At 67.0% G+C, this 26800-nt stretch carries 25 protein-coding genes and 1 tRNA gene; 13 read left to right on the top strand and 13 right to left on the bottom strand.

Annotated elements, in window-relative coordinates:
• The first annotated feature begins 133 nt into the window (after positions 1-133).
• Together DMP23_RS36150 and DMP23_RS36145 are read left to right on the top strand one after the other, a co-directional pair.
• Positions 134-427, top strand: coding sequence for a hypothetical protein (locus DMP23_RS36150; protein ID WP_037808560.1), 294 nt, complete (start codon positions 134-136; stop codon positions 425-427).
• Complete coding sequence (locus tag DMP23_RS36145; protein ID WP_337823719.1) at positions 427-996, top strand: hypothetical protein; 570 nt, start codon at positions 427-429, stop codon at positions 994-996. The genes DMP23_RS36150 and DMP23_RS36145 overlap by 1 nt, the downstream gene beginning before the upstream one ends.
• Here the strand turns inward: DMP23_RS36145 and DMP23_RS36140 are convergent.
• On the bottom strand, positions 993-1787 hold the full coding sequence (locus DMP23_RS36140) for an SAM-dependent methyltransferase (protein ID WP_337823718.1): 795 nt from the start codon (positions 1785-1787) through the stop codon (positions 993-995). The two genes, DMP23_RS36145 and DMP23_RS36140, sit on opposite strands and share 4 nt — an antisense overlap.
• A gap of 9 nt (positions 1788-1796) precedes the next feature.
• On the bottom strand, positions 1797-2120 hold the full coding sequence (locus tag DMP23_RS36135; RefSeq protein ID WP_337823717.1) for a hypothetical protein: 324 nt from the start codon (positions 2118-2120) through the stop codon (positions 1797-1799).
• An 862-nt stretch (positions 2121-2982) separates the two neighbouring features.
• On the opposite strand from DMP23_RS36135, the gene DMP23_RS36130 reads away from it, so the two are divergent.
• Positions 2983-3285: a type II toxin-antitoxin system TacA family antitoxin gene (locus DMP23_RS36130; protein ID WP_337823716.1), complete on the top strand. Its 303-nt coding sequence runs from the start codon at positions 2983-2985 to the stop codon at positions 3283-3285.
• Positions 3278-3841 carry a GNAT family N-acetyltransferase gene (locus tag DMP23_RS36125; RefSeq protein ID WP_337823715.1) on the top strand — a complete coding sequence of 188 codons (564 nt, stop codon included), beginning with the start codon at positions 3278-3280 and terminating at the stop codon, positions 3839-3841. The genes DMP23_RS36130 and DMP23_RS36125 overlap by 8 nt, the downstream gene beginning before the upstream one ends.
• Here DMP23_RS36125 and DMP23_RS36120 read toward each other — a convergent pair.
• The 4 genes from DMP23_RS36120 to DMP23_RS36105 all read right to left on the bottom strand — a co-directional run bounded on the left by DMP23_RS36120 (position 3810) and on the right by DMP23_RS36105 (position 6646).
• On the bottom strand, positions 3810-5222 hold the full coding sequence (locus DMP23_RS36120; RefSeq protein WP_337823714.1) for a hypothetical protein: 1413 nt from the start codon (positions 5220-5222) through the stop codon (positions 3810-3812). The genes DMP23_RS36125 and DMP23_RS36120 overlap by 32 nt on opposite strands.
• 347 nt (positions 5223-5569) lie before the next feature.
• Positions 5570-5656 (bottom strand) — tRNA-Ser (locus tag DMP23_RS36115).
• A 43-nt stretch (positions 5657-5699) separates the two neighbouring features.
• Complete coding sequence (locus tag DMP23_RS36110) at positions 5700-6140, bottom strand: nucleoside deaminase (RefSeq protein WP_337823713.1); 441 nt, start codon at positions 6138-6140, stop codon at positions 5700-5702.
• Positions 6141-6163: 23 nt separating this feature from the next.
• On the bottom strand, positions 6164-6646 hold the full coding sequence (locus DMP23_RS36105; protein WP_037354362.1) for a tRNA adenosine deaminase-associated protein: 483 nt from the start codon (positions 6644-6646) through the stop codon (positions 6164-6166).
• 76 nt (positions 6647-6722) lie between these two features.
• Between DMP23_RS36105 and DMP23_RS36100 the strand changes: the two genes are divergently transcribed.
• Both DMP23_RS36100 and DMP23_RS36095 read left to right on the top strand, forming a co-directional pair.
• Positions 6723-7952, top strand: coding sequence for a M20 metallopeptidase family protein (locus tag DMP23_RS36100; protein WP_337823712.1), 1230 nt, complete (start codon positions 6723-6725; stop codon positions 7950-7952).
• Between the two features lie 276 nt (positions 7953-8228).
• The gene (locus DMP23_RS36095) at positions 8229-9131 is read left to right on the top strand and encodes a dihydrodipicolinate synthase family protein (RefSeq protein WP_037808572.1); all 903 of its coding nucleotides are present in this window, start codon (positions 8229-8231) and stop codon (positions 9129-9131) included.
• Between the two features lie 4 nt (positions 9132-9135).
• Here DMP23_RS36095 and DMP23_RS36090 read toward each other — a convergent pair whose 3' ends face one another.
• Complete coding sequence (locus tag DMP23_RS36090; protein WP_337823711.1) at positions 9136-10101, bottom strand: RNA polymerase subunit sigma-70; 966 nt, start codon at positions 10099-10101, stop codon at positions 9136-9138.
• Positions 10102-10311: 210 nt separating this feature from the next.
• Between DMP23_RS36090 and lysA the strand changes: the two genes are divergently transcribed.
• Positions 10312-11646, top strand: a complete 1335-nt coding sequence (gene lysA / locus DMP23_RS36085; RefSeq protein ID WP_337823710.1) for a diaminopimelate decarboxylase — start codon at positions 10312-10314, stop codon at positions 11644-11646.
• Here the strand turns inward: lysA and DMP23_RS36080 are convergent.
• Positions 11643-13169, bottom strand: coding sequence for an APC family permease (locus tag DMP23_RS36080; RefSeq protein ID WP_337823709.1), 1527 nt, complete (start codon positions 13167-13169; stop codon positions 11643-11645). The two genes, lysA and DMP23_RS36080, sit on opposite strands and share 4 nt — an antisense overlap.
• A 180-nt stretch (positions 13170-13349) precedes the next feature.
• Here DMP23_RS36080 and DMP23_RS36075 point away from each other — a divergent pair, with 180 nt between their 5' ends.
• Complete coding sequence (locus tag DMP23_RS36075; RefSeq protein WP_009084674.1) at positions 13350-13847, top strand: Lrp/AsnC family transcriptional regulator; 498 nt, start codon at positions 13350-13352, stop codon at positions 13845-13847.
• A 1512-nt stretch (positions 13848-15359) separates the two neighbouring features.
• On the opposite strand, the gene DMP23_RS36070 is transcribed toward DMP23_RS36075, so the two are convergent.
• Both DMP23_RS36070 and DMP23_RS36065 read right to left on the bottom strand, forming a co-directional pair.
• Complete coding sequence (locus DMP23_RS36070) at positions 15360-17189, bottom strand: LamG-like jellyroll fold domain-containing protein (protein ID WP_337823708.1); 1830 nt, start codon at positions 17187-17189, stop codon at positions 15360-15362.
• A gap of 124 nt (positions 17190-17313) precedes the next feature.
• A complete protein-coding gene (locus tag DMP23_RS36065; RefSeq protein ID WP_337824478.1) occupies positions 17314-17844 on the bottom strand; it encodes a DUF6328 family protein in 531 nt (176 codons plus the stop codon).
• A 794-nt stretch (positions 17845-18638) separates the two neighbouring features.
• On the opposite strand from DMP23_RS36065, the gene DMP23_RS36060 reads away from it, so the two are divergent.
• Positions 18639-19226 carry a superoxide dismutase gene (locus DMP23_RS36060; protein WP_337823707.1) on the top strand — a complete coding sequence of 196 codons (588 nt, stop codon included), beginning with the start codon at positions 18639-18641 and terminating at the stop codon, positions 19224-19226.
• 14 nt (positions 19227-19240) lie between these two features.
• On the opposite strand, the gene DMP23_RS36055 is transcribed toward DMP23_RS36060, so the two are convergent.
• Both DMP23_RS36055 and DMP23_RS36050 read right to left on the bottom strand, forming a co-directional pair.
• Positions 19241-19642 (bottom strand): TIGR03667 family PPOX class F420-dependent oxidoreductase, encoded by a 402-nt coding sequence (locus DMP23_RS36055; protein WP_337823706.1) that lies wholly within the window; start codon positions 19640-19642, stop codon positions 19241-19243.
• Between the two features lie 180 nt (positions 19643-19822).
• Positions 19823-22246 carry a DUF2339 domain-containing protein gene (locus tag DMP23_RS36050; RefSeq protein ID WP_337823705.1) on the bottom strand — a complete coding sequence of 808 codons (2424 nt, stop codon included), beginning with the start codon at positions 22244-22246 and terminating at the stop codon, positions 19823-19825.
• 95 nt (positions 22247-22341) lie between these two features.
• Between DMP23_RS36050 and dusB the strand changes: the two genes are divergently transcribed.
• Positions 22342-23514, top strand: a complete 1173-nt coding sequence (gene dusB, locus DMP23_RS36045) for a tRNA dihydrouridine synthase DusB (protein ID WP_134662107.1) — start codon at positions 22342-22344, stop codon at positions 23512-23514.
• Between the two features lie 220 nt (positions 23515-23734).
• Here dusB and DMP23_RS36040 read toward each other — a convergent pair whose 3' ends face one another.
• Positions 23735-24154, bottom strand: a complete 420-nt coding sequence (locus DMP23_RS36040; protein WP_134727607.1) for an Hsp20/alpha crystallin family protein — start codon at positions 24152-24154, stop codon at positions 23735-23737.
• 165 nt (positions 24155-24319) lie between these two features.
• On the opposite strand from DMP23_RS36040, the gene DMP23_RS36035 reads away from it, so the two are divergent.
• The 3 genes from DMP23_RS36035 (at position 24320) to DMP23_RS36025 (ending at position 26640) form a co-directional block, all read left to right on the top strand.
• A complete protein-coding gene (locus tag DMP23_RS36035) occupies positions 24320-25153 on the top strand; it encodes an alpha/beta fold hydrolase (RefSeq protein ID WP_134662108.1) in 834 nt (277 codons plus the stop codon).
• 148 nt (positions 25154-25301) lie between these two features.
• Positions 25302-25865 carry an isopentenyl-diphosphate Delta-isomerase gene (gene idi, locus DMP23_RS36030; RefSeq protein WP_337823704.1) on the top strand — a complete coding sequence of 188 codons (564 nt, stop codon included), beginning with the start codon at positions 25302-25304 and terminating at the stop codon, positions 25863-25865.
• Between the two features lie 115 nt (positions 25866-25980).
• Positions 25981-26640: a GGDEF domain-containing protein gene (locus DMP23_RS36025; RefSeq protein ID WP_051172550.1), complete on the top strand. Its 660-nt coding sequence runs from the start codon at positions 25981-25983 to the stop codon at positions 26638-26640.
• Positions 26641-26800: the final 160 nt, after the last annotated feature.

Raw genomic sequence — 26800 nt, 5'->3', positions numbered from 1 at the left:
GCGTGGGTCAAGGATCTCCACGATGTGGAATCGTCGCACGCCCGGCCGAGTGACCCGGGCGGCCTCGATGGGGTTAGATCTCTGGAGAGGGTGACGGGCCGCGGTTCGCGCTCTCCCGGAAGCGGAGGTCCCGATGGCAGGTTCGACGAGCGAGCGGCTCAACGCCGCCGCGGACGCGCTCGATCGAGCGGCTGCCGACGCGGACCGTGCCGCGGGCCGGTTCGCCGAAGCCCGTCTCGAATCGACGCCGTGGGGCATTTCCGCGCCCGCGCGGGAAATCGCCGCCCGGTGGGAGGCCGCGCTCGCCGCGCGGGACGTCGACGCGCGCATGCTCGGCGACGCGACGTCCGACCTCGCCGGCCAGCTGCGGATGGCCGCCCGCGGCCACCACCACCGCCCGACGATCGCGACGGCGCTGCTGAGTTGATGCCGTTCCTCCACCCGGCGCTGGAAAACGCGGCCGCCGGGCTGGCTTCCTTGAGTGCCGCGGCCGCCGCGATCGGCGCACCGGACCCGGTCGCCGCGCTGCGCCAGATCGACTGTTCCCCGCAGACGATCCGCGAATCCGCGCGCACGCTGTCGGGCGGGCGCGACGTGCTGGTGATGGCCCGGCTGGAGTTCGAACGCGGGGCGCACAGCGCGGAACGCAAATGGGGCGGCGAACCGGCCGCGCAGTTCCGGGGCAGCGCCGACGAACTGGACGCGCACTACCGGCAGGCCGCCGAGGCTGCCGCGCGGACAGCGTCGGTCGGCCTGGATCTGGCGGATTTGCTTGACCGGCTGGCAGATCAGACGGCGGCGCGAGTCATGCTGATCGCCGAAGGAGTGACCCCAGCGGCCGTCGCGCTGCTGGCGGGCGACCGATCCGCGGAGCCAGCGGTGCGGGAGGCGTGCGGGACCATCGCGGAAGCGGTCGCGCGCGGCGTCGCAACCATAGGAGAGGCAACGACTTTCCTCGACGCGTTCGGCACACCGGTGTTGCAGGAAGAGCATTAACGGGTCGCGGTCACGAATCCGCCGCGCGTGTGGTGCAGCGGCTCGCGTCCATATTGGACGGAAAGTTCCGCGACCGTAACGGTTTCCGGCCGCCAGCCGTGCTCGGCGAGCCAGTTCGGAGCGTCCCCCGCGAGACCGCCGCGCCAAAGCGCCGTCACCTCGCTGCCGAATTGACGCGCCCGTTCCAGCAGCCCGTCCTGATCACCGTCCGGCCGGTGTTCGAACGAAACCCGGCTGCCCGGCGCGGACAACTCGGTGACCGCCGTGAGCATCCGCTCCGCCTCGTCCCGGCTGAGGTAGACGAGGAGCCCCTCAGCGAGCCAAACGGTCGGCTGATCCGGGTCGAATCCGTTGTTTTTCAAGGCAGCGACCCAGTCGTCGCGCAGATCCACCGGAACCGTCGTGCGCTGGCACCGAGGCCGCGCGCCTTTTCCGGACAGCACGGTTTCCTTGAACGCGAGCACGTCCGGCAGATCGACCTCGAACACGCGCGCCCCGTCGGGCCAGTCGAGCCGGAACGCGCGAGCGTCGAGACCGGCCGCGAGAAGCACCGTCTGGGTCCCGCCGGAAACGAAGTCGTCAAAGAACCTGGTGCGGATCGCGACCTGGTGCGCGAACACCATCCCCAGCTCGTGGTGACGTTCCCGGCCCTCGAAGATCGCGCGGCCGGCGTGGAAGAACGCGCCCGCGTACGGATCGTCGAACAGCCGGTCCGGCCGCCCGCTCTCCAGCGCCCGAAGCCCAGCAACCCCAACCGCGGTCTTGCCGACCGGCGGAAGCTCCTCGCTCATGAGTCCACGCTACTTCGATATTGCCGCTTTGACGGCCGCGACCAGCTCCCGCACCTTCTTCCGGTCTGAGGAGCTGTAGTAGAACGTGCACAGATCGGCCTTGTCGCCGCCGGAAGCCGGGTTCTCGATCACCGCCGTCGACCCGCCGGTCACCTTGAACTTGAGACACCCCGGGCTGAACGCGCCGGGTTCGGTGTTGCTGACCCCGCTGATCCGGCTGACGGTGAAGCTGTGCCTCTTGTCCGCGCCGAACAGGCCGTCTTTGATCGCGGCCTTGATCGTCACCTGCTTGCCGCTGAACGTGAGCGAACGACGCCGGGCATAGATGTACAAAGCGCCACCTCCGGTGCGGGGACCAGCTACCGGAGGGTCAAACGAACGAACCCCGGCCGGAGTGCCCATAAAGGAAAGGCGACCGCCACGTCGGGGTCGGGGCGAAGCCCCTCCGGGGCGCAATGCCAGGAACTTGAGAGTCCTGGCAGGTGCGTTTCGAGTGTTTGCCAAGGTCGGCGGTGCGGCCGAGGCGGGATATGCGGGTCAGCGGTCAAGTATCGGTCAGATGGCCATCAATCAGGTATTTCGGTGTCGATGGCGTCGCTTGTGGACGGTCATCGGGCGAAATCAGCGCGACTTAAGTCTCAGGCATTGCCCTCCGGGCAGGGTCTAGGGGTTGTGCCCCAGAAACGAGGCGAGCGGTGGCGGTGGGATTTGAACCCACGGACGGGATTAACCGTCACACGATTTCGAGTTCCATTCCCGGTTGTTCAGGACAGTCCAGTCCGCTCGTTTGGCCTGTTCAGTGAGTTTCGCCGACCGGACGCGAACTGGCACGGACCCGCCTGGACTGAGACGAGGCGTCTTCTGCCGCAGTCGACGATCCACACCTGGTGCCGCCTGTGGGGGTGGTTGTGGAGGCGTCAGCAGTGGTTGAGCTCGACGCCTGGGAACACGACGCGCGGCCACGGATATGCCCAGGGGTTTCACCCGAACGGATGTTCGCAAAATGCAGCCAATCGAGCGAACAGGCGCGCAACCAAGCCTTAATGAACCACCGCTGAGCTGGTACGATAACCCACCGTAATTTCTCGATTACAGTCAGCGCACTGCATCAACATGTTACCTCAGCTGGGCGATGTAACTATCGACCGCCCACGCCGATGTATGTACTGTGTACTCACAACCACAGGAGGGCAGCATGACTCAGAGACCTGCCGCCGAACGTCCAACTCGCGATGAGCGGATCAACCTCCGCGCTACCACTCGCCAGGAGCAGCTGCTGCGCAGTGCCGCCGCGGCAACTGACAGGACCATGACGGAATTCATCTTGGACTCTGCTGTTACACAGGCGGAGCGAGTGATGTCCGATCGCCGCTGGTTCGTGCTCGACGAGGCCAGTTGGCAACGGTTCGAAGAGCTACTCGACATGCCCGTTCGCGATCTTCCGCGGTTGAGGAAGCTGTTTGCCGAGCCCTCGCCATTTGCCGACGAAGATGAGTAACGCAACCGGAAGAGCTGACGCTGCTCTTGCGAAGCCACAGCTCCCGCGCAAGCTCCAACGGACTGACGATGTTGCGGGCTTCCAGAGCGGTGCCGATGAGCTGGATACATGGTTGACAAAGTTTGCGTACACGAATCAAAAGTCCGACAGCGCGGTCACCTACGTGACCACAACGCAGGACGGCCGCGTTGTCGGCTACTACGCCATAACCGTTTCTGGGGTAAGCAAGCAGCATGTCCCAAATGTTGTTGCCGGCAACTCTCCACCAAAGGATATCCCTTGCATACTACTTGCCAGGCTGGCAGTCGACTGGGAGTACCAAGGCAAGGGAATCGGACGTCACCTTTTAAAGGACGCTATGGAGCGAGCTGTCGGACTTTCTGAGTCAGTAGGCATCAGGGCACTGCTCATTCACGCCCGGGACGAGGATGCTCGAAACTTCTACATGGCACAGGCCGAGTTCGTCGAGTCACCTTCCGATCCAATGCACCTGATGCTTTCAATGAAGGACATTTCTGCAAATCTCACTGCGCGACGTCACCTTTCAGGATCTTGAGCGCTTGAGCTATCCACTCTTGCGCATTAAACGATCCGGGCTCAAAGTCCTCGGATTCGCTAGCACTTTCGAGATCTTCTGGCTTCCATAACCAGAGGTCATCGTCAAAACCGGTCACATGAAGGCCTTCGACAACAACTAGGGCTTCTGCGCTCCTGCGCAGCCGCCAGAGCGCGGAAGCCTTATTTATTCTGAGCAGCTCAACGTTGACATTTTCAGGGTCAGCGAGGCATCGGCCAATAACATCAAGAGCCTCATCAGGAAGTACGGGAATAAGGGCAAATCCGAACATGCTGCGGGCTTCCGCAAGGGTCGGATACTTCCGAGTAATCTCCCGTAGCAGTTCGGAAGTTTGCTGCGCCCGACCGTTCTTTAGACTCTCCAGCACATGGGAAGACAATTGGTCAAAAGTCAGGTTCCCGAGCAGGTTCTCATGATCAAGCGGCGAAGATCCACGCGTTACAACAGCATCCACAACCGTTCCAACATGCGCCGGACGCTGGCGGAGAACCGATAATGGCACACCCGCTTCAATGGCAGTTGATTCTGGATTATTAGCATATCGGAGTTCCCAGTATAGGGACGTCCGCTGCCAATCGCTGTAGTGGGTGAGGGAAAACCTGTCGAGCAGCCATGCTACAGCCTCCTGGCCGCCGGGAAAGTTAAGGTCGTCTTCGCTAATCTTCGAGCGATCAGCTAGATCAGTATAGCGCCAAGAAACGATGTCTATGATCGGTGCTCGCTCAAGCCAGCCCGCGACTTTGTCGGCAAATAGTCCGATTCTCGCTTTTCGTATGCGTTCGAAAAGCGCGTCGCCCAACGATTCCGTTTCTGCAACATTGTCGACGACGTCGCCGGGATCGCTCTCAGCGATACACCGATCGAGCAAATCGGCCCAGGCGAGGGTCCTATCTGGAATAGAGTTCCTGCTCCCCGTAAGCGAAATTCCTGGCAACATTGCAGAGGCCAGTATCGCAGCGGAACGCTTGAACCTGTGTCGCAGACCAATTCTGACGATCGCATCAATTGATACCCCCGACTCTGCTATACGCGCGAGTGCCGAGGTGAGGAAAACGATCCTCTTGAATGGTCGGTCAAATCCCTGAAATGGGTCTGGCAATTCGTCAACTACAAGGCGGACGAGTGCGGAGAAGGTCCAACTGGCGTCTGGCTGCTCTTCGGCGTTGACAGCGGCCTGCACCCTGCTTCGCTGTACATCGAAAATTTGAGCCTTGATCCGCAGGTCTCTGTCTTCTTCCAGGCGAGCCGCGACGGTGCCACAGCGACATTGAGTGTCAACCGAGCCGCTCAGCGCATGCCCTGAGGCTGTACAAGCTTCGGCGTAGTGTCGCATAGCTCGGGCTACGAGGTCCTCGTCCAACTGTGTCCCCCCTGCGACGAGCACGGCCGGCTCCGCGCCGCGTCGTCCAAGTGCTGGTGCTGCTTGAAAAATCTGGACTAGGCGATCATCTCGCGCACAGCTCAGAACGTTACTTGCGTTATGCAAAATGTTGTACACACTGCGCCGACAAGGTGAGTCGTAGCGTCCGTGCAAGCGAAGTCGTCGATGCCGCGTGGTACGCCGACGACACAGAGGACGACGCGGAGGAGGGACCAGCCGGCACGCCAGTACCCGCCTAACAGGTACATATGAGACCAGAACTGAGACCACACAGCAGAACGCCGGGTGAACCCTCGCGGGCTACCCGGCGTTCTGCCTGGCTAGAGCGGTGGCGGTGGGATTTGAACCCACGGACGGGATTAACCGTCACACGATTTCGAGTCGTGCTCCTTCGGCCGCTCGGACACGCCACCGCCGAGAACAATACCGGACCCTCTTCGCGGCTTGCGGCGGGGTCTACTCGGCCCCCAGCCGGCGGTCCGCGAAGTACGCCTCGAGCAGGGCAGCGCAGTCGCTTTCGAGCACCCCGCCGTGGACTTCCGGCCGGTGGTTGAGGCGGCGGTCGCGCACGACGTCCCACAGCGACGACACCGCGCCCGTCTTGGGCTCCCAAGCCCCGAACACCAACCGCTCGACGCGGGCGAGCACGAGCGCGCCGGCGCACATCGTGCAGGGCTCCAGCGTGACCGCGAGCGTGCAGCCCTCCAGCCGCCAGCCGTCGCCGAACTCGCGGGCCGCCGCGCGCAGCGCGAGGATCTCCGCGTGCGCGGTGGGGTCAGCCAGCTCGACCCGCGCGTTGCGAGCCGCGGCCAGGGGGTGCCCGTCGGGGTCGAAGACGACCGCGCCGATGGGCACGTCGGCACCGGGGGCGCGGGCCGCGTCCAGCGCGGCCCGCACGGCCTCGGTGTCGTCCGGCCGTCTCAGAGCTGGTCCAGCAGTTTCGAGAACTCGGCCTCGAACCCGCACCGCTGGGCGATCATCTGGAGCTGTTCGTCCGGGTAGAGGTCGACCTCCCCGACGATCACCTCCAGTTCGCCGCCGGGCAGGCCGAGGTCGGCCAGGATCTCAAGGTCGCCCTCGGGCCAGACGGCGTCGTCGTCCTCGTCGGGCGGGTCGACGCGCAGGACGTCGAGGACGTCCGCCGCGATGTCGTAGTCGAGCGCCGCGGCGGCGTCCGACAGCAGCAGCGACGGACCCCTCGGGCTCGGCCGGACGATCACGAAGAACTCGTCGTCGACGGCCAGCAGGCCGAACGCCGCCCCGGTCGACCGGAGCTTGCCCAGCTCGGTGATCGCCGCATCCAGTTCTGTGAGCGCCGAGGAATCGAGCGCACTGCACCGCCACCGACCGTCTTCACGGACCACAGCTATCGCGAAGCCCGTGACCGGCTCTTGCACCGCCATGCGCACACCGTATTCCGCCTCGCTGGCGAACGCACGCACGGTGCGCCCGAAGCGTGCGAGGTGCCACTATCGAGCCATGACCGGACCCACCGACCTCCCCACCCTGCCCGGCAACCGGCACGCCGGGCTGCTCGACGCCGCGCGGCAGCTCCAGGACCGCACTGTCGAGCTTCGCCGCGCTGTGCACCGGCAGCCCGAACAGGGCTTGCAGCTGCCGCGCACCCAGGCGGCGATCCGCGCCGCGCTGGCCGACCTGCCGATCGAACTCACCGACGGCCGCTCCACGACGTCGCTCACCGGCGTCCTGCGCGGCGCCCGTCCCGGCCCGGCCGTGCTCCTGCGGGCGGACATGGACGCGCTGCCGCTCACCGAGGACACCGGCCTGGAGTTCTCGTCCGAGATCGACGGTTCGATGCACGCCTGCGGCCACGACACGCACGTCGCGATGCTCGCCTCCGCGGCACGGCTGCTGTCCGAGCGGGTCGACGACCTGGCCGGCTCGGTCGTGTTCATGTTCCAGCCCGGAGAGGAGGGCATGCACGGCGCGCGGCACATGATCCACGAGGGAGTGCTGGACGCGGCGGGCACGCGCGTCACGCGAGCCTTCGGCCTGCACACGATCGCCAACAGCCCGAGCGGCGTCCTGCAGGTGCGCGGCGGGCCGATGATGGCGTCGGCCGACACGTTCAGCGTCGAGGTCACCGGCCGCGGCGGCCACGGTTCCGCCCCGCACGACGCGATCGACCCCGTCCCCGCCGCGGCGGCGATGGTCAGCGCGATCCAGACGATGGTCACGCGCCGGATCAGCGTCTTCGACCCGGCGGTGGTCTCGGTGACCCGCATCCAGGCCGGGACGACGACGAACATCATCCCCGAGACGGCGGTGCTCGAGGGGACCATTCGCACCCTGTCGGAGTCGACGCGGTCCTTCATCCGCGAGGAACTGCCGAAGGTGTGCGAGGCGGTCGGAGCGGCCCACGGCTGCCGCGTGTCGGCCGGTGTGGACCCGGGCTACCCGACGACGGTCAACGACCCGGCAGTGGCAGCCGAGGTGTTGTCGCTGGGTGCGGAGGTGCTGGGCGAGGACAACGTCGAGGAGCTGACCACGCCGATCATGGGCGCGGAAGACTTCTCGTATGTCCTGCAACGGATTCCGGGCGCGTTCGCGTTCATCGGCGCCCGCGAGCCGGGAGCGGACCCGGCGACCACCGAGGACAACCACTCGAACCGGGTGAAGTTCCACGAACCGGCGATGGCCGCCGGGGTGGCCATGTACACGGCGTTCGCCTTGGACGCCCTGCGCTGAGGGTTTCGGCACGCCCCTATCGCTGGGGCGTGCCGACTCAGGCTGCTTGCGCGAGGAAGACGAACTCGCGTTCTGTTGAGGGCTTGCCGGAACGTGTACGTGATGCGAGATGAGGCGAGCGGCAGCCGCACGTCGGTGACCTCGACTCGCTTTGCCAGGCCAGGCCGCCCTTCAGCGCCGATCTAGGACGCATATCCCAAAGATCAGGACGATCGTCCTGGCTACTCGTGCTACCCTCCGACTGTCGAGACATCATATATCAGATCGGATCTGCTCGTGGCGTTCGAGAAACAGCGACAGCGGCTCGCCGGCGTGGTGGCGATCCCGGTGACTCCCTTCACCGCGGCCGGGGACGTGGACGCCGAGACGTACGAGCGGCTAGTCGAACGGCTCGTGCTGAGCGGCATCGAGGTCGTCACGCCGAACGGCAACACCGGCGAGTTCTACGCGCTCGAAGAGCAAGAAACGCGACAGTGTCTCGAAGTCACCACGAAGGCCGCGCGCGAGGCGAGCGTCCTCGCAGGCGTCGGCCATGACGTGCGTACAGCCGTGAAGGCCGCGAAGCACGCGCGCGCATCCGGAGCGGACATGGTGATGATCCACCAGCCCGTGCACCCGTACGTATCGCGCGCGGGCTGGATCGACTACCACCGCGCTATCGCGAACGAAGTGCCCGAACTCGGGGTTGTCCTGTACGTGCGCAACCCCGCCATCGAGGGTGCGGACCTGGCACAGCTCGCCGACGTCGCGCCGAACGTAATCGGCGTGAAGTACGCGGTGCCGGATCCGGTGCGCTTCCGCACTGTCGCGCGCGACGCGGGGTACGAGCGCTTCGTGTGGATCGCCGGTCTCGCCGAACTGTCCGCCCCCGGGTACTTCGCAGTCGGCGCGACCGGCTTCACCTCCGGCTTGGTGAACGTCGCGCCGCAGATCTCGCTCGACCTGTTCCGCCGTCTCCGCAACCACGACTTCGACGGCGCGATGGAAATCTGGGACCGCATCCGCCCATTCGAGGAGATGCGCGCCGCACACGGGAACGCCAACAACGTCAGCGTGGTCAAGGACGCCCTCTCGCAGCTCAGCCTGTGCCGCCCCGACGTACGGCCGCCGAGCAGGCTGCTGACCGCGGGCGAACGGGACCAGCTGTTCGGAATCCTGTCCGCGTGGGGGCTTTCGTAACGTCTCAGGCGAGCGCAGGCGGGAGGTCGAAAGCCGGGAAGACTTCCGAGCCGAAGGTGGTCACCTCCGCGACACGGCCGCCGTCGAGCCGCAGCGTCACCAGGCCGAAGGCCCGGAACTCGCCGACTGTGCGCGCGTACGTGGCGAGCGCGGGCAGACCGTTCGCGCGGGTCTCGACAACACGGAACTCGGCAGCGTCGCCACCACGCAATGCCGGTGCCCAGCCCGCGAGCACGGTGTCCCGCCCCGCGTACCAAGTCGGTTCCGACCCCATGTGCCCGCCAGCGCCGGGAGCGTGACTGCAACGCACGTCTTCGCGCAGCAGTTCAGCGAAGGCCGCTTCGTCGTGCTCTACGAGCGCCTTCACGTACTTCGCGACAACAGCGCGTTCCTCATCGCTCCCGGACGCAGACGCCCACTCCGTACGTCGTGTAGGCAGGTGCTCCTGCAACTCGGCCCGCGCGCGCAACACATTGCTGTTCACCGACGCAGGCGTTGTACCGAGCGCTGAAGCCGTCTCACGCGCGGACCAGCCGAGTACGTCGCGAAGCACCAACGCAGCACGCTGTCGCGGCGAAAGATGCTGAATGGCGGCGAGGAACGCCAACTCCACCGTCTCAAGCGCGACGACGACAGTGTCCGGCTGAAGCGCACTGTCGGGCGCAGGCTGCAGCCAGGGAACCGCGACGTCGGGACGCGGCGCGAGGTCGGAGTCGTGCGCAACCGGCAGATCGAGCATCGGCAGCTCGCGCGGGTGTGCTTCGAGGTGATCGAGGCACGCGTTGGTCGCGATCCGGTACAGCCACGCCCGCAGGCTCGCGCGGCCCGCGTACGTCGAACGGCCGCGCCACGCGCGCAGCAGAGTCTCCTGGACCAGGTCTTCCGCCTCGTCGAACGAGCCCAGCATCCGGTAGCAGTGCACCCGCAGCTCGTGCCGGTACGACTCGGTCTCGCTCGCGAAGTCCGTCATCTGTTCAACCATGTCCGATAAGACGGCGGATCCCCCGAAAACTCAGCAAAGCCCAGCTCAACCGGGGCGTGGCGGAAGTTACTCGCGCGTTAAGAACGCGTCAGCACGACCGCCCGGACCGTCAGGGGCCCGTTTCCGGGACGTTCCGGTCCGGGGTCGGCGCAGTGTGCTGGCGATGTTCGCCGCGATCGACATCGACCGGAGGTAACCGTGACGCTCAGCGAGCTGCTCCCGAGTCTCGGCTGCGAGGCCGCCGACCATCTGGAACCGGGACTCTGGCCGCAAGGCACGAAGCTCGGCGAAGGCGGTGAACTGCTCTTCGCCGGCGCGCCGGTCAGCCACCTGGCCGCGCGCTTCGGTACGCCCGCGTACCTCCTCGACGAGGAACAGGTGCGCGAAACAGCCCGCGCATACCGCCGTGCGCTGCCGGAGGCCGACGTCGCCTTCGCGAGCAAGGCGCTCTGTACGCGAGCAGTGTTGCGTTGGGTCGCTGAAGAAGGACTGTCGCTCGACACGTGCTCCGCTGGAGAGATCGCCGTCGCACGGGCTGTCGGTTTTCCCGCGGAGCGCATTCTGTTGCACGGCAACGCGAAGACACCGGAGGACCTGAAAGCCGCGCTGCAGTACGGCGTCGGTCGCATCGTCCTCGACTCTCTCGACGAAGTCGAACAGCTCGGCACGCTCGCGCATGGCGCACAACGCGTCCTTATCCGCGTCACGCCCGGCGTCAGCGGCGACACGCACGCCGCGATCACGACCGGCACCGAAGGACAGAAGTTCGGCTTCTCGCTACGCCCCGACGTACGCGACAACGTCGACCGCGCTGTCGCAGCAGTGCTTTCACAGCCAAGCCTGCAACTAACCGGACTGCACTGCCACATCGGCTCGCAAGTGTCCCGTGTGGACCGTTACGAGGAAGCCGCGCGGCGGATGGTCGAAGTGCTCGCCCGCATCCGCGACGTGTACGGAATCACGTTGCGCGACTTGGATCTCGGCGGCGGCCACGCCGTGCCGTACGCCGACCGCGAAGCGTCCTTCGACCTCGACGGGTACGCACGCCGCCTCCGCGTCGCGCTGAGCTACGAATGCTCGTCACACGACTTTCCCTTGCCACGCCTGACAATCGAGCCCGGCCGCGCGATCGTCGGACCGGCCGGAATCACCGTCTACCGCGTGTGCGCCGTGAAGCGCGGCGCGCGCACCTTCGTCGCTGTCGACGGCGGCATGAGCGACAACCCGCGCCCCGCGCTTTACGGCGCGCGCTACACCGCACGTCTCGTCGGCCGTCGCACGAAGGCCGCGCGTACGCCGATGACGGTGGTCGGACGACACTGCGAGTCCGGCGACGTACTGGCGGACATCTGTCTGCCCGACGACATCCACGTCGGCGATCTGTTGGCCGTGCCGTGCACCGGCGCGTACCACCACTCGCTGGCGTCGAACTACAACCTCGTCGGCCGCCCACCGCTCGTCGGCGTCCGCGACGGGCACGCGACGCTCCTCGTACGCCGCGAAACCGAAGAAGACCTGCTTCGCCGCTGCTAGCTTTCGATGGTCTGACCGCCGCGGGCAACGGCGCCGCGCGTCAGACGTCGACCGGCGAAGAAGTCACGGCAGGCGCGTTGCACGGCGAACATCAACGGAAAGCCCACAAGGATCGCCACGACACCGATCACCGCGACGCCGCCGATGCCGAACACAGTGGTCTCACCGGCGTCAGGCTTCGCGTACGCGATCGCCGCGAGCACCAGTACCGCCAGGAAGAACACGCCGCCGACGAAGGGCAGTAAGCCGCGAAGCAAGAAATTGCGCACGCTCGACCACAGCGTCCGGCGAAACACCCACACGCACGCGAGCGCCGTCACCGTGAACTCGATCGCGATCGTGAGCCCGACCGCGTCGACCGAATCCGCGAGGACGTTCCGGCTCCACAACGCCAGCAGCACGTACAAGGCGAGCGACACCAGCCCGAACGTCCAGGTGGTCACCGACGGCGTCTGGTACTTCGGATGCACGCGGCCGAACACCTTGGGCAGCGCGCCGTGGCTGGCCATCGACAGCGTGGTGCGCGCGGCGGGCATGATCGTCGCCTGGCTCGTGGCCGCGCCGCTGGTCAGCACCGACACGATCAGCAGCACCCCCATGACCTTGCCGAACCCGGACGTCCCGAACACCGCGCCGCCCAGCCCGGCGAGCACGTCCTCGGCGTTCGCCTCGTTGGCCAGCCCGATCCCGTGCTCGCCGACGCCCGCGAAGGCCAGCGCAGCGACGGTCACCAGCAGGTAGTTGAGCACCAGCAGCACGGTCGACAGGATCGCCGCCCGGCCCGGCGCGTGCCGCGGATCAGCCGATTCCTCGTTCACCGAAAGCGAACTCTCCCAGCCCCAGTAGATGAAGACCGCGAGCAGCACCGCCGACACCGCCGTCCCGACGCTCACTCCGCTCGGCCACAGCCAGTCCCACCGCGGCGTGGTCGCTTGCGGGCCCGCAGTGCCGCTGTAGACGCGCGTGAACGCTACGACGGAAAAGATCACCAGGACGGCGAGTTCGATGCCGAGGAGGATCCACTGCGCCCGCGCGGACACCTCGATGCCGCGGTAGCAGAGCCAGCAGAGCGCGAGCAGCCACGCACACCCGATCGCGGTCGTCGCCGCGCGGTTGTTCGCGAGGTCGTCTAGACCAAACAGCAGCAGCGTGTACCGGCCGGTCAGCGCGGATTGGCTGGACATCACCAGCAACTGCTCCACCAGGACGACCCAGCCGGTCATCCAGCCGACGCGACTGCCGAACGCGCGGGTGGCCCAGGTGAAGTTGGTGCCGCAATCGGGTTCGGCCGCATTCAGTTCCCGGAAGGCAAAAGCGACGAACAGCACCGGCACGAACGACAGGAGCACGAACGCGGCGGCTTTGAACCCCGTTCCGGCGAGCACGATGAACCCGAGCGTCGCGGCGATCGAGTAGGCCGGGGCGGTCGAAGACATCCCGATCACCGTCGAGGACACCATGCCCAGCGCGTTCGAACGGAGCCCCTTGGCCGGCACCACAGGCGCGGCGACGGCTTCGGTCATTGGAATATTCCTCCTCAAGATCGGCGGTTCGCGACCGTACCCGCTGTTTGCCGGAGCCAGAACGGGGCCCGCATGTCCGCCATCTGGAGAAGAAAACGGGAAAGGGTCTCCTGCTCTCCGGCTCCTGCCGATACGCTGCGCGTCTGACGAATCACATGCCGAAACACAGGGAGGGACGGCATGGGTGACGAAAACCGTACGAAAATCGAGGAACCGCGTGCTCCGAGAGCGCTAGACGGGACCGACCGGACGCTCATCACGCTGTTACAGGAAGACGGCAGGGCGTCCTTCACCGCACTGGCCAAGGCGGTGGGTCTTTCGGAGGGCGCGGTGCGGCAGCGAGTACAACGGCTGCTGCGAGAGGAAATGGTGCAGATAGTCGCCGTGACCTCACCAGAACACGTCGACCTGACCCGAAGGGCGATGGTCGGCATCACGGTGGACGGAGACGCCCGCGAAGTGGCCCAGCAACTGGCCAAGGTCGCCGACGTACACCAGGTGGCCCTCTGCTCAGGCCGCTTCGACCTGCTGGCAGAACTGCTCTGCCGCGACGACGACCACCTCCTGTCCGTACTCGGCGACGAGGTACGGCCCATCGCGGGCGTCGTCTCGACGGAGCTGTTCGTGTACCTGAAGCTCGCGAAACAGGACTATTCGTGGGGACGGCTCACCGCCTGATCCACGGTTTCGCGGCTGGGTGCTGGGCTGGGTTTCGCGGCTGGGTCTGCGGTCGGGTGTTGCGACTGGGCTCGCGGTCGGTGCTGGGCTGGGTCCGCGGTTGGGTTTCGGGCTGGGTTTCGCGGCTGGGCTCGCGGTCGGGTGCGGGGCTGGGTTTCGCGGTCGGGTCTCGCAGCTGAGCTCGTGTCGAGTGCGGAGCTGGGTCCGCGGCCGGGTTTCCCGGCTGGGTCCGCGGCCGGTTTCACGGTCGGGTTTCGCGGCTGGGTGCTGGCTGGGTTCATGGGCTGGCGTGCTCAGGCTGAGTTCTCGGTGGGGTTCTCGGTCTGAGGTGCCACTCACGCCTCCGGCGCGGCGGCGACTGGACTAGGCACCTGACTGGGCCCTTGAGCTGGGCTTTTGGCCTTGACTCGCGGGTTGGCGTACCCGGACCGGGTTCCTCGGGCGATGCCCTTGGGCTCCTTGGAGCCCTTGGGTCAGCGCGGTCGCCCCGGTACTCGAGCCACGCCTTTGCCCCGTCGGACCGGTTCAGGCTGACCCCTGGACTGGACCGGCTGCCCCTTGGACTGGACCACCTCGGTTCCGCGGCACGCTCTCCGTGTCCCGGCCCCGTTTGGCCGCTTCCGAGACTGACCAAGGCGGAACGTCCAGGCGTTGGGCACCGGCTCCGGAGTCCAGGTTCCAGCATCAGCGCTGGCCCCGGTTTCGGAATCCCGGCACGAACGCAGGCCCCGGCAACGAGCTCCACCCGAGCCATCCGCCCTGGCACCCGGCTACGGCCGAAACGCCAGTCCGGCACGGCTCCACTGCTGGCCCAGCAACGGCGCTGGCCAGCACGGGCTTCCCCCGTTCCAGCAACGACGCTGCCCAACGGGCGAAGCGGCCTGACCAGTTCCGGCAACGCAGCCGGTCCCGACAACAGTCCGGCTCGACCACCGGTTCCAGCACCCGCGCTGATCCCGGCAACGAACTCCAACCACGCCACCAGCACCTGGCAACGAGTTCCGAACCACCGATCAGCACGCCGAACCCACCAACGGGCACAAGCCACCGGCATCCGTGCCAACCAGGCAACTGAACTCCGACCCAGCACCGCCGCTGGTCCAGGAGCCCCAGCCCAGGCAACGGTCCAGCGCTGCCGCTGACCCGCCCACCGACGTTCCCTGCCCCAGTCCCCGGCAAGGGAACGCTCGCCCGCGGCAAGCCTCGTCCCACTCACCGGCACACCGCCGCCCTCGGCGAAATTCCCGGAACCAGCACCCACCCTGAACGAATTCCAACCGTTCCGATACTACTTCAAGATGACTATTACCCCGTTCCCCTATTAGACCGACTGGCCGAAGCCGTCAGTTTCGCCAATACCCCCGAACGGCCGCACCGGCAGAATGTGCCCACAGCGCAATCGAAATAACGCGTCAGAGATTCCCGATCGACACACCGCCAGCAAGCCGGTCGCGGATCCAATCCCCGGCCAGCACCCTCCGCAATTGCCGAGCAGCCAATCGGCACTGCTTATCAGCCCAGCAGAAATTCCCGCGGCGCCAGCGCCCGGTCGACCACGCGGGCCTCGCCGATCTCGCCGTAGAAGCTGCGCTCCACCTTGCCCCGGTACGACGACGCGCCGACCAGCCAACTGCCGCCCGGGTTGGCGAGGCCGATCGCCGGAGTCTTGGGGTTGCGCAGCAGCGGGCAGCCGTCGACGTAGAGCGTGCTGCGCCGTCCGTCGTTGACGACCGCGACGTGCCACCACTTCGCCAACGGCAGTTCGTGGCCCCAGTTGGTCGAAATCCCGTTCTGGTTCAACGGGAACACCGCCCACTGCAGTTCCGCACCGTCCGAGACGCTGAACGTCGCGGCCGATTCGTTGGGGTCGTCGCCGGACTTCCCGGCCGCGCCGCCGTTGCCGAGGCGCGCGAAGATGCCGCACCAGCCGTGGGTGCCGTCGCGGAAGTCTTCGGGCAGCCGGATGAACGCTTCGACGCTGTAGCCGCGTTGGAAGGTCAGGTTGTTCATAGGCGCGCTGTCGACGGTCTGGAGGTACGCACCGCGGCCAGGGTTGCGCGCGCCGTCGAAGCGAAGGCTCGCCCGCGACGGCTGGCGGGGCGAGAAATCCGCCGAGTAAGTCAACGCGTCAGGCCCGCTGCCCGGCACGGTCGCCCTGCGCAGATCGTTGCCGCGGCCGGTGAGGTCCTTGATCAGCGCGTTGTCCGGAACCGGAGCCCCCGCGCGGCCGCCCTCGAACCGCCAGTACGCGACGGTCCCCGGCACGAGCTGCGGTTTCACCGGACGGGCCGGCGGCACTGGAACGGGCGCGAAACCGGCGAACCGCTTGTCGAAATCGATGTCGATGCTGAAGTAGTCGACGTCGGTGCTGCGTTCGGCCTCGATGCGCTCGAGTTCGGTGAGGTCGCGCCGGCCGTCGAGCCACGGCGAGAAGGTGCGGACGTCGATCACACCGCGGGCGACGTCGAACTGGTACAGCCGGATCATGCCGCTGCCGCCGTAGTAGCGGTCCTGGTAGTTCGTGAGGTGCAGGTGCACGTCGTGGCCGGCGGCGTTGCGTTTCACCAGCCGGCTCGGCGGCCAGTAGTGACCGTTGAGGGTCAGGAAGATCTGGTCGCTTTCGTTGACGAACTCGTCCCAGACCTGCTTGCCGAAGTCCGACAGGAACGCCTTGCCCTGCTCGTCGGAGTTGACGAGTTCGTGGATCGTCAGGATCGCGGGCATCTTCGGATGCTGCGCGAGAACCTGCTTAGCCCACGCGAACCCGCCCGCAGACGGACGCCAGTCCATCGCGAGCACCAGCCATTCCCGGCCGGCGGCCCGGAACACGTGGTAGGTGTTGTAGCCGTCCTTCGAGGAACCGCGGAACGTCGGCGAATTCCGCTGCCGCTGCGGCCCGAACGCGTCGAGGTACGGCGTCCGGCCGCGCTGGTCGTCGGTGGAACCGTCGATGTCGTGGTTGCCCGCGAGCGTGCTGTACGGGAACCGGAACCGGTCGAGCACCTGGAACGACCGGCTGATGCCAGCGAACTCCTGGGCCTGCCCGTTCTGCGTCAGGTCGCCGAGGTGCGCGAGGAAGACAACGTTGTCGTCGTGCCCGTGACGCAGCAGGTACGACAACGAGGCGTCCACCGGCGTCGAGTCGCCCCGGTCCTCGTCGAACAAGTACTGGGTGTCCGGCATGACCGCGATCGTGAACCGCGGGCTGTCACCGTCCGGCCGCCGAGCGACACCGGGATCAGCCGCGGCGATCCCGTTCAGGCCAGGAAGCGCGGACACCGCCGCACCAGCGCCGAGGATTCCGGCACCGCGCAGGAAGTTCCGCCGTGAAGAGTCAGTCACGAGCAGGAAGCTACGGGCCGGTCCCGACCGCTACGGCAACAATTGCCGACGGCTCGATGAACAGCTTCGCCTCCCCGGCATTTCTGTCCTACGCAGGACAAACGGCAGTCTGCGCTGACGCCGCTCAGTGACCGTCGCGTCGCCTTTGGTCGCCGACCAGCATGCCCGGCACCGCAAACCAGAGCAGCCCGAACAGCAAGATCGCCATCCCGCCGACGAGCCCCATCGCAACCGGTCCGAAAGAGACCTTCGCGATCAGCGCGACAGTCACCGTGATCGCCGCAGCAAGACACCCGAACCCAACAAGCACGACCCGGTTGCCGACCCGCAGGATCTGCTCCCGCCGCCCAGTCCGGAACAGCATCCGGTGCCACGCCGCAGGCGCGATCAGCAACGCCGTCGCTGCGACGGTGAGCAGCACCGCGAGCAGATGCAGGGTCTTCTCGAACCCGCTGGCGTCGTGAAACCGGCCCGTGAAGACCACCGACAGCAGGAACCCGAACAGGATCTGCACGCCCGCCTGCGCGACCCGCAGCTCCTGCAGCAGCTCGCCGACGTTCCGCTGCAACATCTGGTTCCGCGTCTCGCCGGTGTGCTCGACGTCGTCACTGACGTCCGCCGATCCCTCGACATCCGCTGGCCTGGTGGCCTGCACCGGACCAGTCGCCTTCGCCAGTCGGCCGGGTTGCGCCGACTCGCTGGGCTTCGCCGATCCGGCGACCTGCGCCGATTCACCAGCCCGAGCTCGCCCGCTCGATTGCACCGGTCCGCCGCTGCCCGCCAGCCCTCCGCCGGTCGGTCCACTGCCAGCCAGTCCACCGTCGCCTGATCCGGCGGCGGTTGACCCGCCGCTGCCAGCCTGCCCGTTGGCGTCCGCCGGTCGACCGCTCTCCGACGCCCCACTGGTCTCGGCCGGTCCGCTGGCACCCGCCGACTCGTGATCGTCCGCACGACGGCCGTCAAACCCCATGGCGCTGTTCGGGTCGTCAGGCATGTCAGGCTCCACCGGTGCTCGCCAAAGCACCGCCGGGCAAGTCCGACGCTGCCACGGTGCCAAGTACCCACCGCGTCAATGCCCGAAAACTCACCACGCCAGCCGGGCGACCTTCACGTCCACCGCAACGACCTCCCAACTCCACCGGCTCGCTAGCCGCTCTCGTACACGGAGCGAGCCTCGAACCGCCCCAGCGCGCTTCAGAGCCTCACCGCGACGAGCATCAGCACCAGGATTGACCTCACCGTGGTGCATCCAGACAGCACTCCGCACCCGGCCTGACCTGCACCTCGTCTGGTCCGGACAGTGTACGAATCCGGCTGATCCCGACGCTGTCCCACCCGGCAACCCCACGCACCTCACGCCCGCAGAAAGCCGTCCCGAGATCCGGGCGACCTCCACACGTTCGAGTGGAGAACATGGCACGGCACACGCCGACTGGTTAGAGAAGTTTCATGCGTTTCCTCCCTAAATTCCTTTCTGCGGCCCTCGCCGCCGGTCTCTCCGTCACGAGCCTCTCGGCCACCTCCGCCGCAGCCACTCCAGCTACGGACTCTCCTCTGCACTTCACTGCTGCCCACGGCACATTCGCGGCGTACGTACCGGGCAGCCATGCCGTCACCTACCGTCCGGAGCTCGTGCCCGTCGGTGCCAAGGCGCACGTCTCCGCCCTGTCCGCCGATCGCGTCGGCACCACCACCGTGCTGGTGATCAGCGGCCTCCTGCCGCAGCACGAATACGGTGCACACGCGCACGTCAACTCCTGCGGCGCCACCGGTGACGCCGCGGGCGGGCACTTCCAGCACGTGCCGGACCCGGTGAAGCCTTCGGTGGATCCGGCCTACGCCAACCCGCGCAACGAGATCTGGCTCGACTTCACCACCAACCGCTCAGGCGTCGGTCATGCAACCTCCGTTGTCGACTGGACATTCGACGGACGACGGGCGAAGTCCGTGGTGATCCACGAAACCCACACCCACACCAACCCCGGGCACGCCGGCACCGCGGGTGGACGGCTGGCCTGCCTGGACGTCGGCTTCTGAAACAGGAGCTGCTCTCAGAACCCCCAGGACTTCTCCGGAACGATCCGGATCCGCACGGAGTAGTCGGCGTCGAAGGCAGCTGGATCGGCGAATCCGATGCCGGCGTAATGCCGCTGGTACTTCGCCAGGTAGCCAGGTGCTTCGGAGGCTTTGGCCTCGTCGACCTCCGCACGTCCGTTGACGACGATGATGCTCCCGCCGTGTTCGTCGCTGTTCAGGTGGAAACTCACCTCCGGATTGGCGGCGAGATGCCGGAGTTTGGCCGTGCCGGGCCGACTGAAGACCACGATGTCCTCGCCGTCGAGCACGAACCAGACCGGCCGCGGCGCGGGGCGTCCGCTGGGAGTCACCGTGGTGAGCCAGGCGACGGATTCGCCTGCGCGTTCAATGAGTTTCGGGTCGTGGGTGTAGGTCATGGTCGGATACCTCCTCGGTAGGTTTCCCAGGTAACCACGAGCCACCGACAGTTCTGCCCCGCCGGCCTTCGCGAGCCGTCTCAAGCCGCTTCCCGACACGGCTCAGTTTGTTGCCGCACAAGGAAAACCCCCGATCCGAGGTCAATCTCGTTTCCCCGGATCGGGGGACTTCTCGCAAGTTCAGCGCGACGCGACAACCCGCGCGTACCGGGCACCCGCCACAAGCAGGATCACACCGGCACCGAGGAACGCGCCCACGCGAGCCAACCCGTCCAGAGTGGCAAGGTCGAACAACACGAGCTTCGCGACGGCAGCGGCCACCAGCACCAGTCCGGTGATCCGCAACGCGACCACCTTGATCCCGCGCAGGAGAAGGACGAACGCCACCACCGTCCAGGAAACCGTGACGAGCGTGTGGCCGACCAGGAATCCGCCACGACCAGGGGCTACGAGCATGGACGCGGTGAGCACCAGCCCAGCAGCGCCGTAGAGCGCGCACAATCCGGCAGGCAGCCAAGGCGCAAGACTGGCCGACTTCACCACGTTGAGCTGAATTGCCGCCCACGGCAACGCAATCGAGGCAGCGAGCAGAAGGACAGCCGAGACCAGCGCGGTCAGGAGAAGATCTCGCGGATGCCAATTCGGGAGGATCAGCAGCGCCGGTGTCACGTCCGACCCGAGCGCGAACAGCCCGCCGATCACCGCGAAGACGAGAGAACCGCCTAGCGCGAAACGGTTTCGAGTGAACTTCGCCGCGAACGCGAGCACAACTGCCTCGCCAAGCAGGACAGCTCCGCCATCGAACTGCGTGACGGTCGCCTGCATCGCGGCGACAAGACCAGCGATCCCTGCGACAGTACCGGAATTCCCTCGAACGATGATCCAGGTCGCGATGAGCACGACCGCCGTTCCGCCCGCGAGAAGCACAGATTCCGGCCGGTGCAGCATCAGCGCGGCGACCAGGATCGGCAGCGGGGAAACAGCCAGGACGGACAGCGAGTAAGGCTCATTGTCGTTGCGCCGCAACGAGACCAGCCCTGCCGCCGCGCTGACCACGCCAGCGGCGATAACTGCCCACACCGGCAACGTGCGCAGTCCGGTACCGATCAACGCCGTTGTCAAGGGAGGAATGGCCGCAGTAAACGAAAGGGGCCACCATGACCGTCGAAGCTGGACAGGGACGGTCGCGATCTGGATCATGAGAAGGAACGTCACGAGTTCATCGGTGAAGCCCCGGGTGATCAGGGGCGCACACACTCCGCATCCTCCCACCACGGCAATCGCCAAGAGAGAGGAATCCCATTTGACCGCAAGCACAAGTCCGCCCACCGCGATCGCCAAGCCGACCGCGAGTCCGGCGGGAACCGGCAGGAAATCGTACAAGGAGGTGGCAGCGACAGTGTCGAGGTAGAGCGTCGCGATCCCAGTGGCGACAAGGGCGAATGCTCCCGTGCGCGCCGCCGGCTTGCGGTGCAGCCAAGCACCCGCGCCGACCAGGATCCCACCGAACGCAGCGCCGACCGCCACCCGCGGCAGCGGAGCGAGCCAGCCGCGCTGGATGGCCAAGATCAGCAGCAGAACGACCCCGAGCAACGTCACGGCACCGCCGACCCACGCCAGAAGGCGCGAACCCGCGCCTTCGCGGCCGAGTCGCTCACGAAGCGTCGGAGGCGGGATGTAGGGCGGCTGTCCGTATGGCAGCTGGCCATACGGCGGCTGTTGGGCGGTTGCCTGCGGGTGTCCTTGGGCGGACTGGTCGGCGGCGGGCTGTCCGTGGCCCGGGTGGGCGGCGAACTGTTCGGCTCCGGCATCGCCAGCGGCGGGTTGCCCGGTCCCGGGGTGCGGCGTCGACGGGTGGGTCGCGCCGGACATCGGCTGGGCGGAATACGGGGCTGCGTAAGGGTTGTACGGATAGTAGCCCGGGCGCGGGTAGTACGGCACCCCGTGCGCGGCCGAGTAGGCCGGGTACGCGTACGGGCCCTGCGCAGCTTGGTAGCCCGGGGCGGGCGAGTGGCCAGGAGCAGCCGGATAGCTGTGGCCAGGCGCAGGAGGTTGGCCCGGTCCGGCGGGGTGTCCCGACACGGCAGCATCGCCAGGTACGGCAAACGGGCTCGGCTCGGCATGGCGACCTGACGCGGACGGCTCGCCCGGCGCGGCGGTCTGGTCCGGCGCGGCGGCAGCCTGATCCGGCGCAGTAGCGGTTTGGCCCGGCCCGGCGGCTGCCTGATCCGGCGCAGTGGCGGCCTGGTCCGGTGCGGCGGGAGAGACTGCCTTGTCGACATGGCCCGGCGCGGCCGCCTGGTAGGAGCCGATGGCTGGCATGGCCGGAGAGTCGGAGCTGACGGGCTGAGTGTCGCCAGGCGGGTAGTCCGCCGGTGACGCCTCCGCAGTCCGCGCTGTCGGCTCGGCGTGGCCGCCCGGTTGGCCCGGCGTCGGCTGGGAGTCCGAGGGCGCGTCCAGAGCGGGCGCCTCGTCGGGCTGGTCGGTGGCCGGCTCGGGCTGGGGGCGCACCGCGCGGAGTTCCGCGCCTACGTGGGTCAGGCGGCGGCCGAGGTCGTCCAGTTCGCCGGCCAGGCGGTGGAGCGTTGCAGCTTCCGTGGTCATACCGGACAGCCTGGGCGAAACGGCACGATGATCGGATCCGTAGCACTACTCAAAGGCTGGACACGAGATGGTCTCGCGGCCACCGACCTGCCCGGATGCGTGTGCCGTACGTCACGGGCGACAATGGAAGAGTGACTGCCACGTTGAGCGCGCCCACGTTGAAGATCGGCCCCTACCAGGTCGATCCTCCCGTCGTGCTCGCTCCGATGGCGGGGATCACCAACGTGGCGTTCCGGCAGCTCTGCCAGGAGTACGGCGCTGGCATCTACGTGTGCGAGATGATCACCGCCCGCGCGGTCGTCGAGCGGCACCCCGGCACGATGCACATGATGACCTTCGGCGAGAACGAAAAGCCGAGGTCCATGCAGCTGTACGGGGTCGACCCGAAGACGATGGCCGAGGCGGTCCGGATCATCGTCGGCGAGGGGCTCGCGGACCACGTGGATTCGAACTTCGGCTGTCCGGTCGCGAAGGTGACGAGGAAGGGCGGCGGCGCGGCGTTGCCGTTCAAGCGGCGGCTGTTCGCGGACATCGTGCGCGAGTCGGCGAAGGCGGCGGCTGAGGGCGGCGTTCCGTTCACCGTGAAGTTCCGCGTCGGCATCGACGATGACCACCAGACCTTCCTCGACGCCGGGCGCATCGCCGAAGCCGAGGGTGCGGCTGCCGTCAGCTTGCACGCGCGCACGGCCGCGCAGCGCTACTCCGGTCAGGCCGACTGGTCGAAGATCGCGGCGCTGAAAGAGGCGGTCACCAGCATCCCGGTGCTGGGCAACGGCGACATCTTCAGCGCGGACGACGCACTCCGCATGGTCGCCGAGACCGGCTGCGACGGGGTGGTCGTCGGGCGCGGCTGCCTCGGCCGGCCGTGGCTGTTCGGCGAGCTGGAAGCCGCCTTCCAAGGTCGGGAGATTCCGGAGGGGCCGAACCTCGGCGAAGTCGCGCGCGTCCTGCGGCGGCACACGGAGCTGCTGATCGAGCACGACGGCCCGGACAAGGCCATGCGCGACATCCGCAAGCACATGGCCTGGTACCTCATGGGCTTCCCGGTCGGCTCCGAACTCCGCCGCGGCTTCGCGATGGTGACGAGCCTGAACCAGCTCGACGACCTGATCGCGCAGCTGGACCACGACGCCCCGTTCCCGAGCGCCGCGACCGGACCGCGCGGGCGGCAGGGCTCGCCGGGCAAGGTGACGCTCCCGCACGGCTGGCTCGACGACCCGGACGACGATTGCGTCCCCGAGGCCGAAGACATGCACTCCGGCGGCTGATCACGGCCGGGCCAGGGCGACGCCGAGCTTCATCGACATCTACCCGACGAGCGCTTGGAGCTCGATCACGGGTGTGCGCGCTCGGCGCGGAGTATTTCGTGCACGCAAACGGCAGCCAGCTGAGTCGAAAACTCACAGCTGACCTGCGCAGATAGCAACTGTCCCCAGGTTATCCACAACCCACTGTGGACAACCTGGGGACAACTTGGGTACAGCCGACTCAGGCGTCGATCTCCTGCGGCGCACCGCCGACAGTGATCTTGCGCGGCTGAGCCTTCTCGGCGACCGGAATGCGCAGCGTCAGCACGCCATCGACGTAGTCCGCGGCGATCCGCGTGGTGTCGAGCGTGTCGCCGAGGAACAGCTGGCGCGAGAACTTGCCGCGCGGCCGCTCGGACACCTGGACCTGTGCGTCCTCGACCGCGACCGGCGTGCGCTCGGCGCGGACGGTGAGCACGTTGCGCTCGACGCTCACGTCGATGGAATCGCGGGCGATCCCCGGGAGGTCGAACTGGATGACGTACTCGTCGCCGGCGCGGTAGGCGTCCATCGGAACGGAGCGCGGCGCGGTGCCCTGACCACCGAAGAACTGCTGGGTCAGACGGTCGAACTGGGCGAACGGGTCGGTGCGGATCAGCATTGTCGAATCCCCTTTCGGACAACTGCGGCCAGCTGCTGGGGCGCTGACCAAGCCTTGCAAAGTTGCCAACGTGCGACTCAACTTATTTGTTCCCGTGTAGATCACATCACAGAGCTGTCGCGAGACCGGCCAAAACTGTCGGTGCCGGTCCGTAGAGTGCGTCTCGTGATCGACCAGCTGACCATCCCGACCGACGCGGGATCCTTCGACGCCATCGCCGCCGGCCCTGAAGACGGCCGCCCCGTACTGCTGCTGCACGGCTTTCCCCAGGCCGCCGTGGAGTGGGAGCACCAGGTGGCGACACTCGGCGTGCTCGGCTACCGCGCGATCGCGCCGGATCAGCGCGGGTATTCGCCGGACGTGCGGCCCGAGCGCCCGGAGGAATACGGCATCACGACGCTGGTGTCCGATGTCGTCGCCATGGCCGACACGCTCGGCTGGAGCAAGTTCGACCTGGTCGGCCACGACTGGGGCGGCGCGGTCGCTTGGTGGACGGCCGACGAGCACCCAGAGCGCCTGCGCAGCGTCACCGTGGTGTCCACTCCGCACCCAGGCGCGCTCGCCGAGGCGATGCGGACGGACGAGGATCAGCACCTGCGGTCGGCCTACATGACGGAATGGCGCCAGACGCCCGCGACCGAGCGCCGCATGCTGGCCGACAACGCCAAGGCGCTGCGCGACATCTTCGACCGGCGCATCCCGCCGAGCAAGATCGACGAGTACGTGCAGCGGCTGTCCGAGCCAGGCGCGCTCACCGCGGCGCTGAACTGGTATCGAGCGGGCCGTCCAGGCGGGAAGATCGGCAAGGTCTCGGTGCCGGCGATGTACGTGTGGTCCACAGAGGACGTCGCCTTCGGTTCCACTGCCGCGCTCGACACAGCGAATTGGTGCACCGGGCCGTACCGGTTCGAGATGCTGGAGGAGGTGTCGCACTGGGTAGCGGAGGAAGCGCCGGAGGCATTGACCTCGCTGATCGTCGAGCATCTCGGCAGCCGGTGACACCGGGTTTCGCCTGCGTCGTCGTTCGGTTGGGTGTCCGATGGACGGGAGATTCGAGCGGTCCGTGAAGGCCTGACACTCGAATCGGGCGAAACGGCCACCCGGCTCGCGGTATCGGCCGGTTCGTGCGTGGTGTTCAGTATCCGGAGTGGACACCAGCACTGAAGCCGAAACCGAACGCGTCGTCTTCGTGACCGAGGACGGCGTGCCGACCGGGGAGACCGGGCCGAAGCTCGCCAGTCACCATGCGGAGACGCGGCTGCACCTCGCGTTCTCCTGCTACGTCCTGCGCCGTTCGGACAACGCCCTGCTGATCACTCAGCGAGCGCTGCACAAGAAGGTGTGGCCTGGTGTGTGGACCAACAGCGTGTGCGGTCACCCGGCTCCCGCCGAAGCGCTGGAGAGCGCCGTACGCCGGCGGGCTTCGTACGAGCTCGGACTCTCTGAGCTCGACGACCTTGAGTGCGTGCTGCCCACGTACCGCTACCGCACGCCGCCCTTCCAGGGGATCGTGGAGAACGAGTTCTGTCCGGTGTTCGCCGCCCGGACGGACGTCGATCCGCAGCCGAATCCGGAAGAAGTGGGCGGTTGGCGATGGATTTCCTGGGCCGATTACACACAGTGGATCACGGATCCGACGACTGACGCGAGTTACTGGGCACGTGATCAATTCACGCAGCTCAAGGACAAAAAGCCCTTCTCCGCGCTCTGAGCGAAGAAACTGCGCTGCGTGACATCAGCGGAAGTCCGTCGTCCACTTGAGCGAAATTCACCTTCGAACGTACCGATGACTCAAGCCACCGCTCCTTTACGACGAAAACGATGGAGTGGCGGAGGTCAGAGTGTCGGCGGACGACGAGCTCGGAACGGGGGAGACCGCGCCCGACTTGCTCACGTTGCACGAGTCCATCGCGGACCTGTTCGCGACGCGCGGCGACTGGCGGCGGGCCTACCGGCACCTGCGCTCCGCGCTCGACATCGCGCGGGCGGGCAGCCTGCGCGACCCGCTCACCTCGAGCTACAACCGCCGGTACCTCGACCAGCGGCTGCCTGAACTGCCCGCGGCGGTGGCCGTCGCACTGGTCGACCTCGATCGGTTCAAGTCCGTGAACGATACGTACGGTCACCTTCTCGGCGACCGCGTCCTCTGCCGCGTCGCCGATCTCCTGCAAGAGGGACTGCCCGCCGATGCGTTCTGCGCACGGTACGGCGGCGAGGAATTCGCTCTCGTCCTGCCGGGAATCGATCACCGGGGCGCCGTCCGGGTCGCCGACGCCGCACGCCGTCGGGTCGCCCGTCACCCCTGGTCAGAACTCCGGCCAGGCCTGCGGGTTACGATCAGCGTCGGCCTCGCACACGGCACCGAATCCGGGCCGCGTCAGCTCCATCGAGCCGACAATCTCCTTTACGCCGCGAAGCGGGCAGGACGCAACAAGGTCGCTTTCCACGACCGCGAGACCGCGCAGGTAATTACGCACTCTGAGTAACGCACGTCTGCGATTACTCCATTCACTGAACCCGATCTTCACCTGTTCGTCCGCTTCAGTGCGCCTTAGGGCGACGCATGGTGAAGAAATTCGCGGGAGGGTGTCGTCACGAACGGCGGGTATCCGTACGATAACGAAAAGCTCCCCCGGTACGACGAGT

This window comes from Amycolatopsis sp. A1MSW2902 (genome assembly GCF_017312175.1).
Lineage (GTDB): Bacteria > Actinomycetota > Actinomycetes > Mycobacteriales > Pseudonocardiaceae > Amycolatopsis > Amycolatopsis nivea.
Note: the sequence above shows the minus strand (reverse complement) of the source record. Positions and strands in the feature narration are given on the sequence as shown.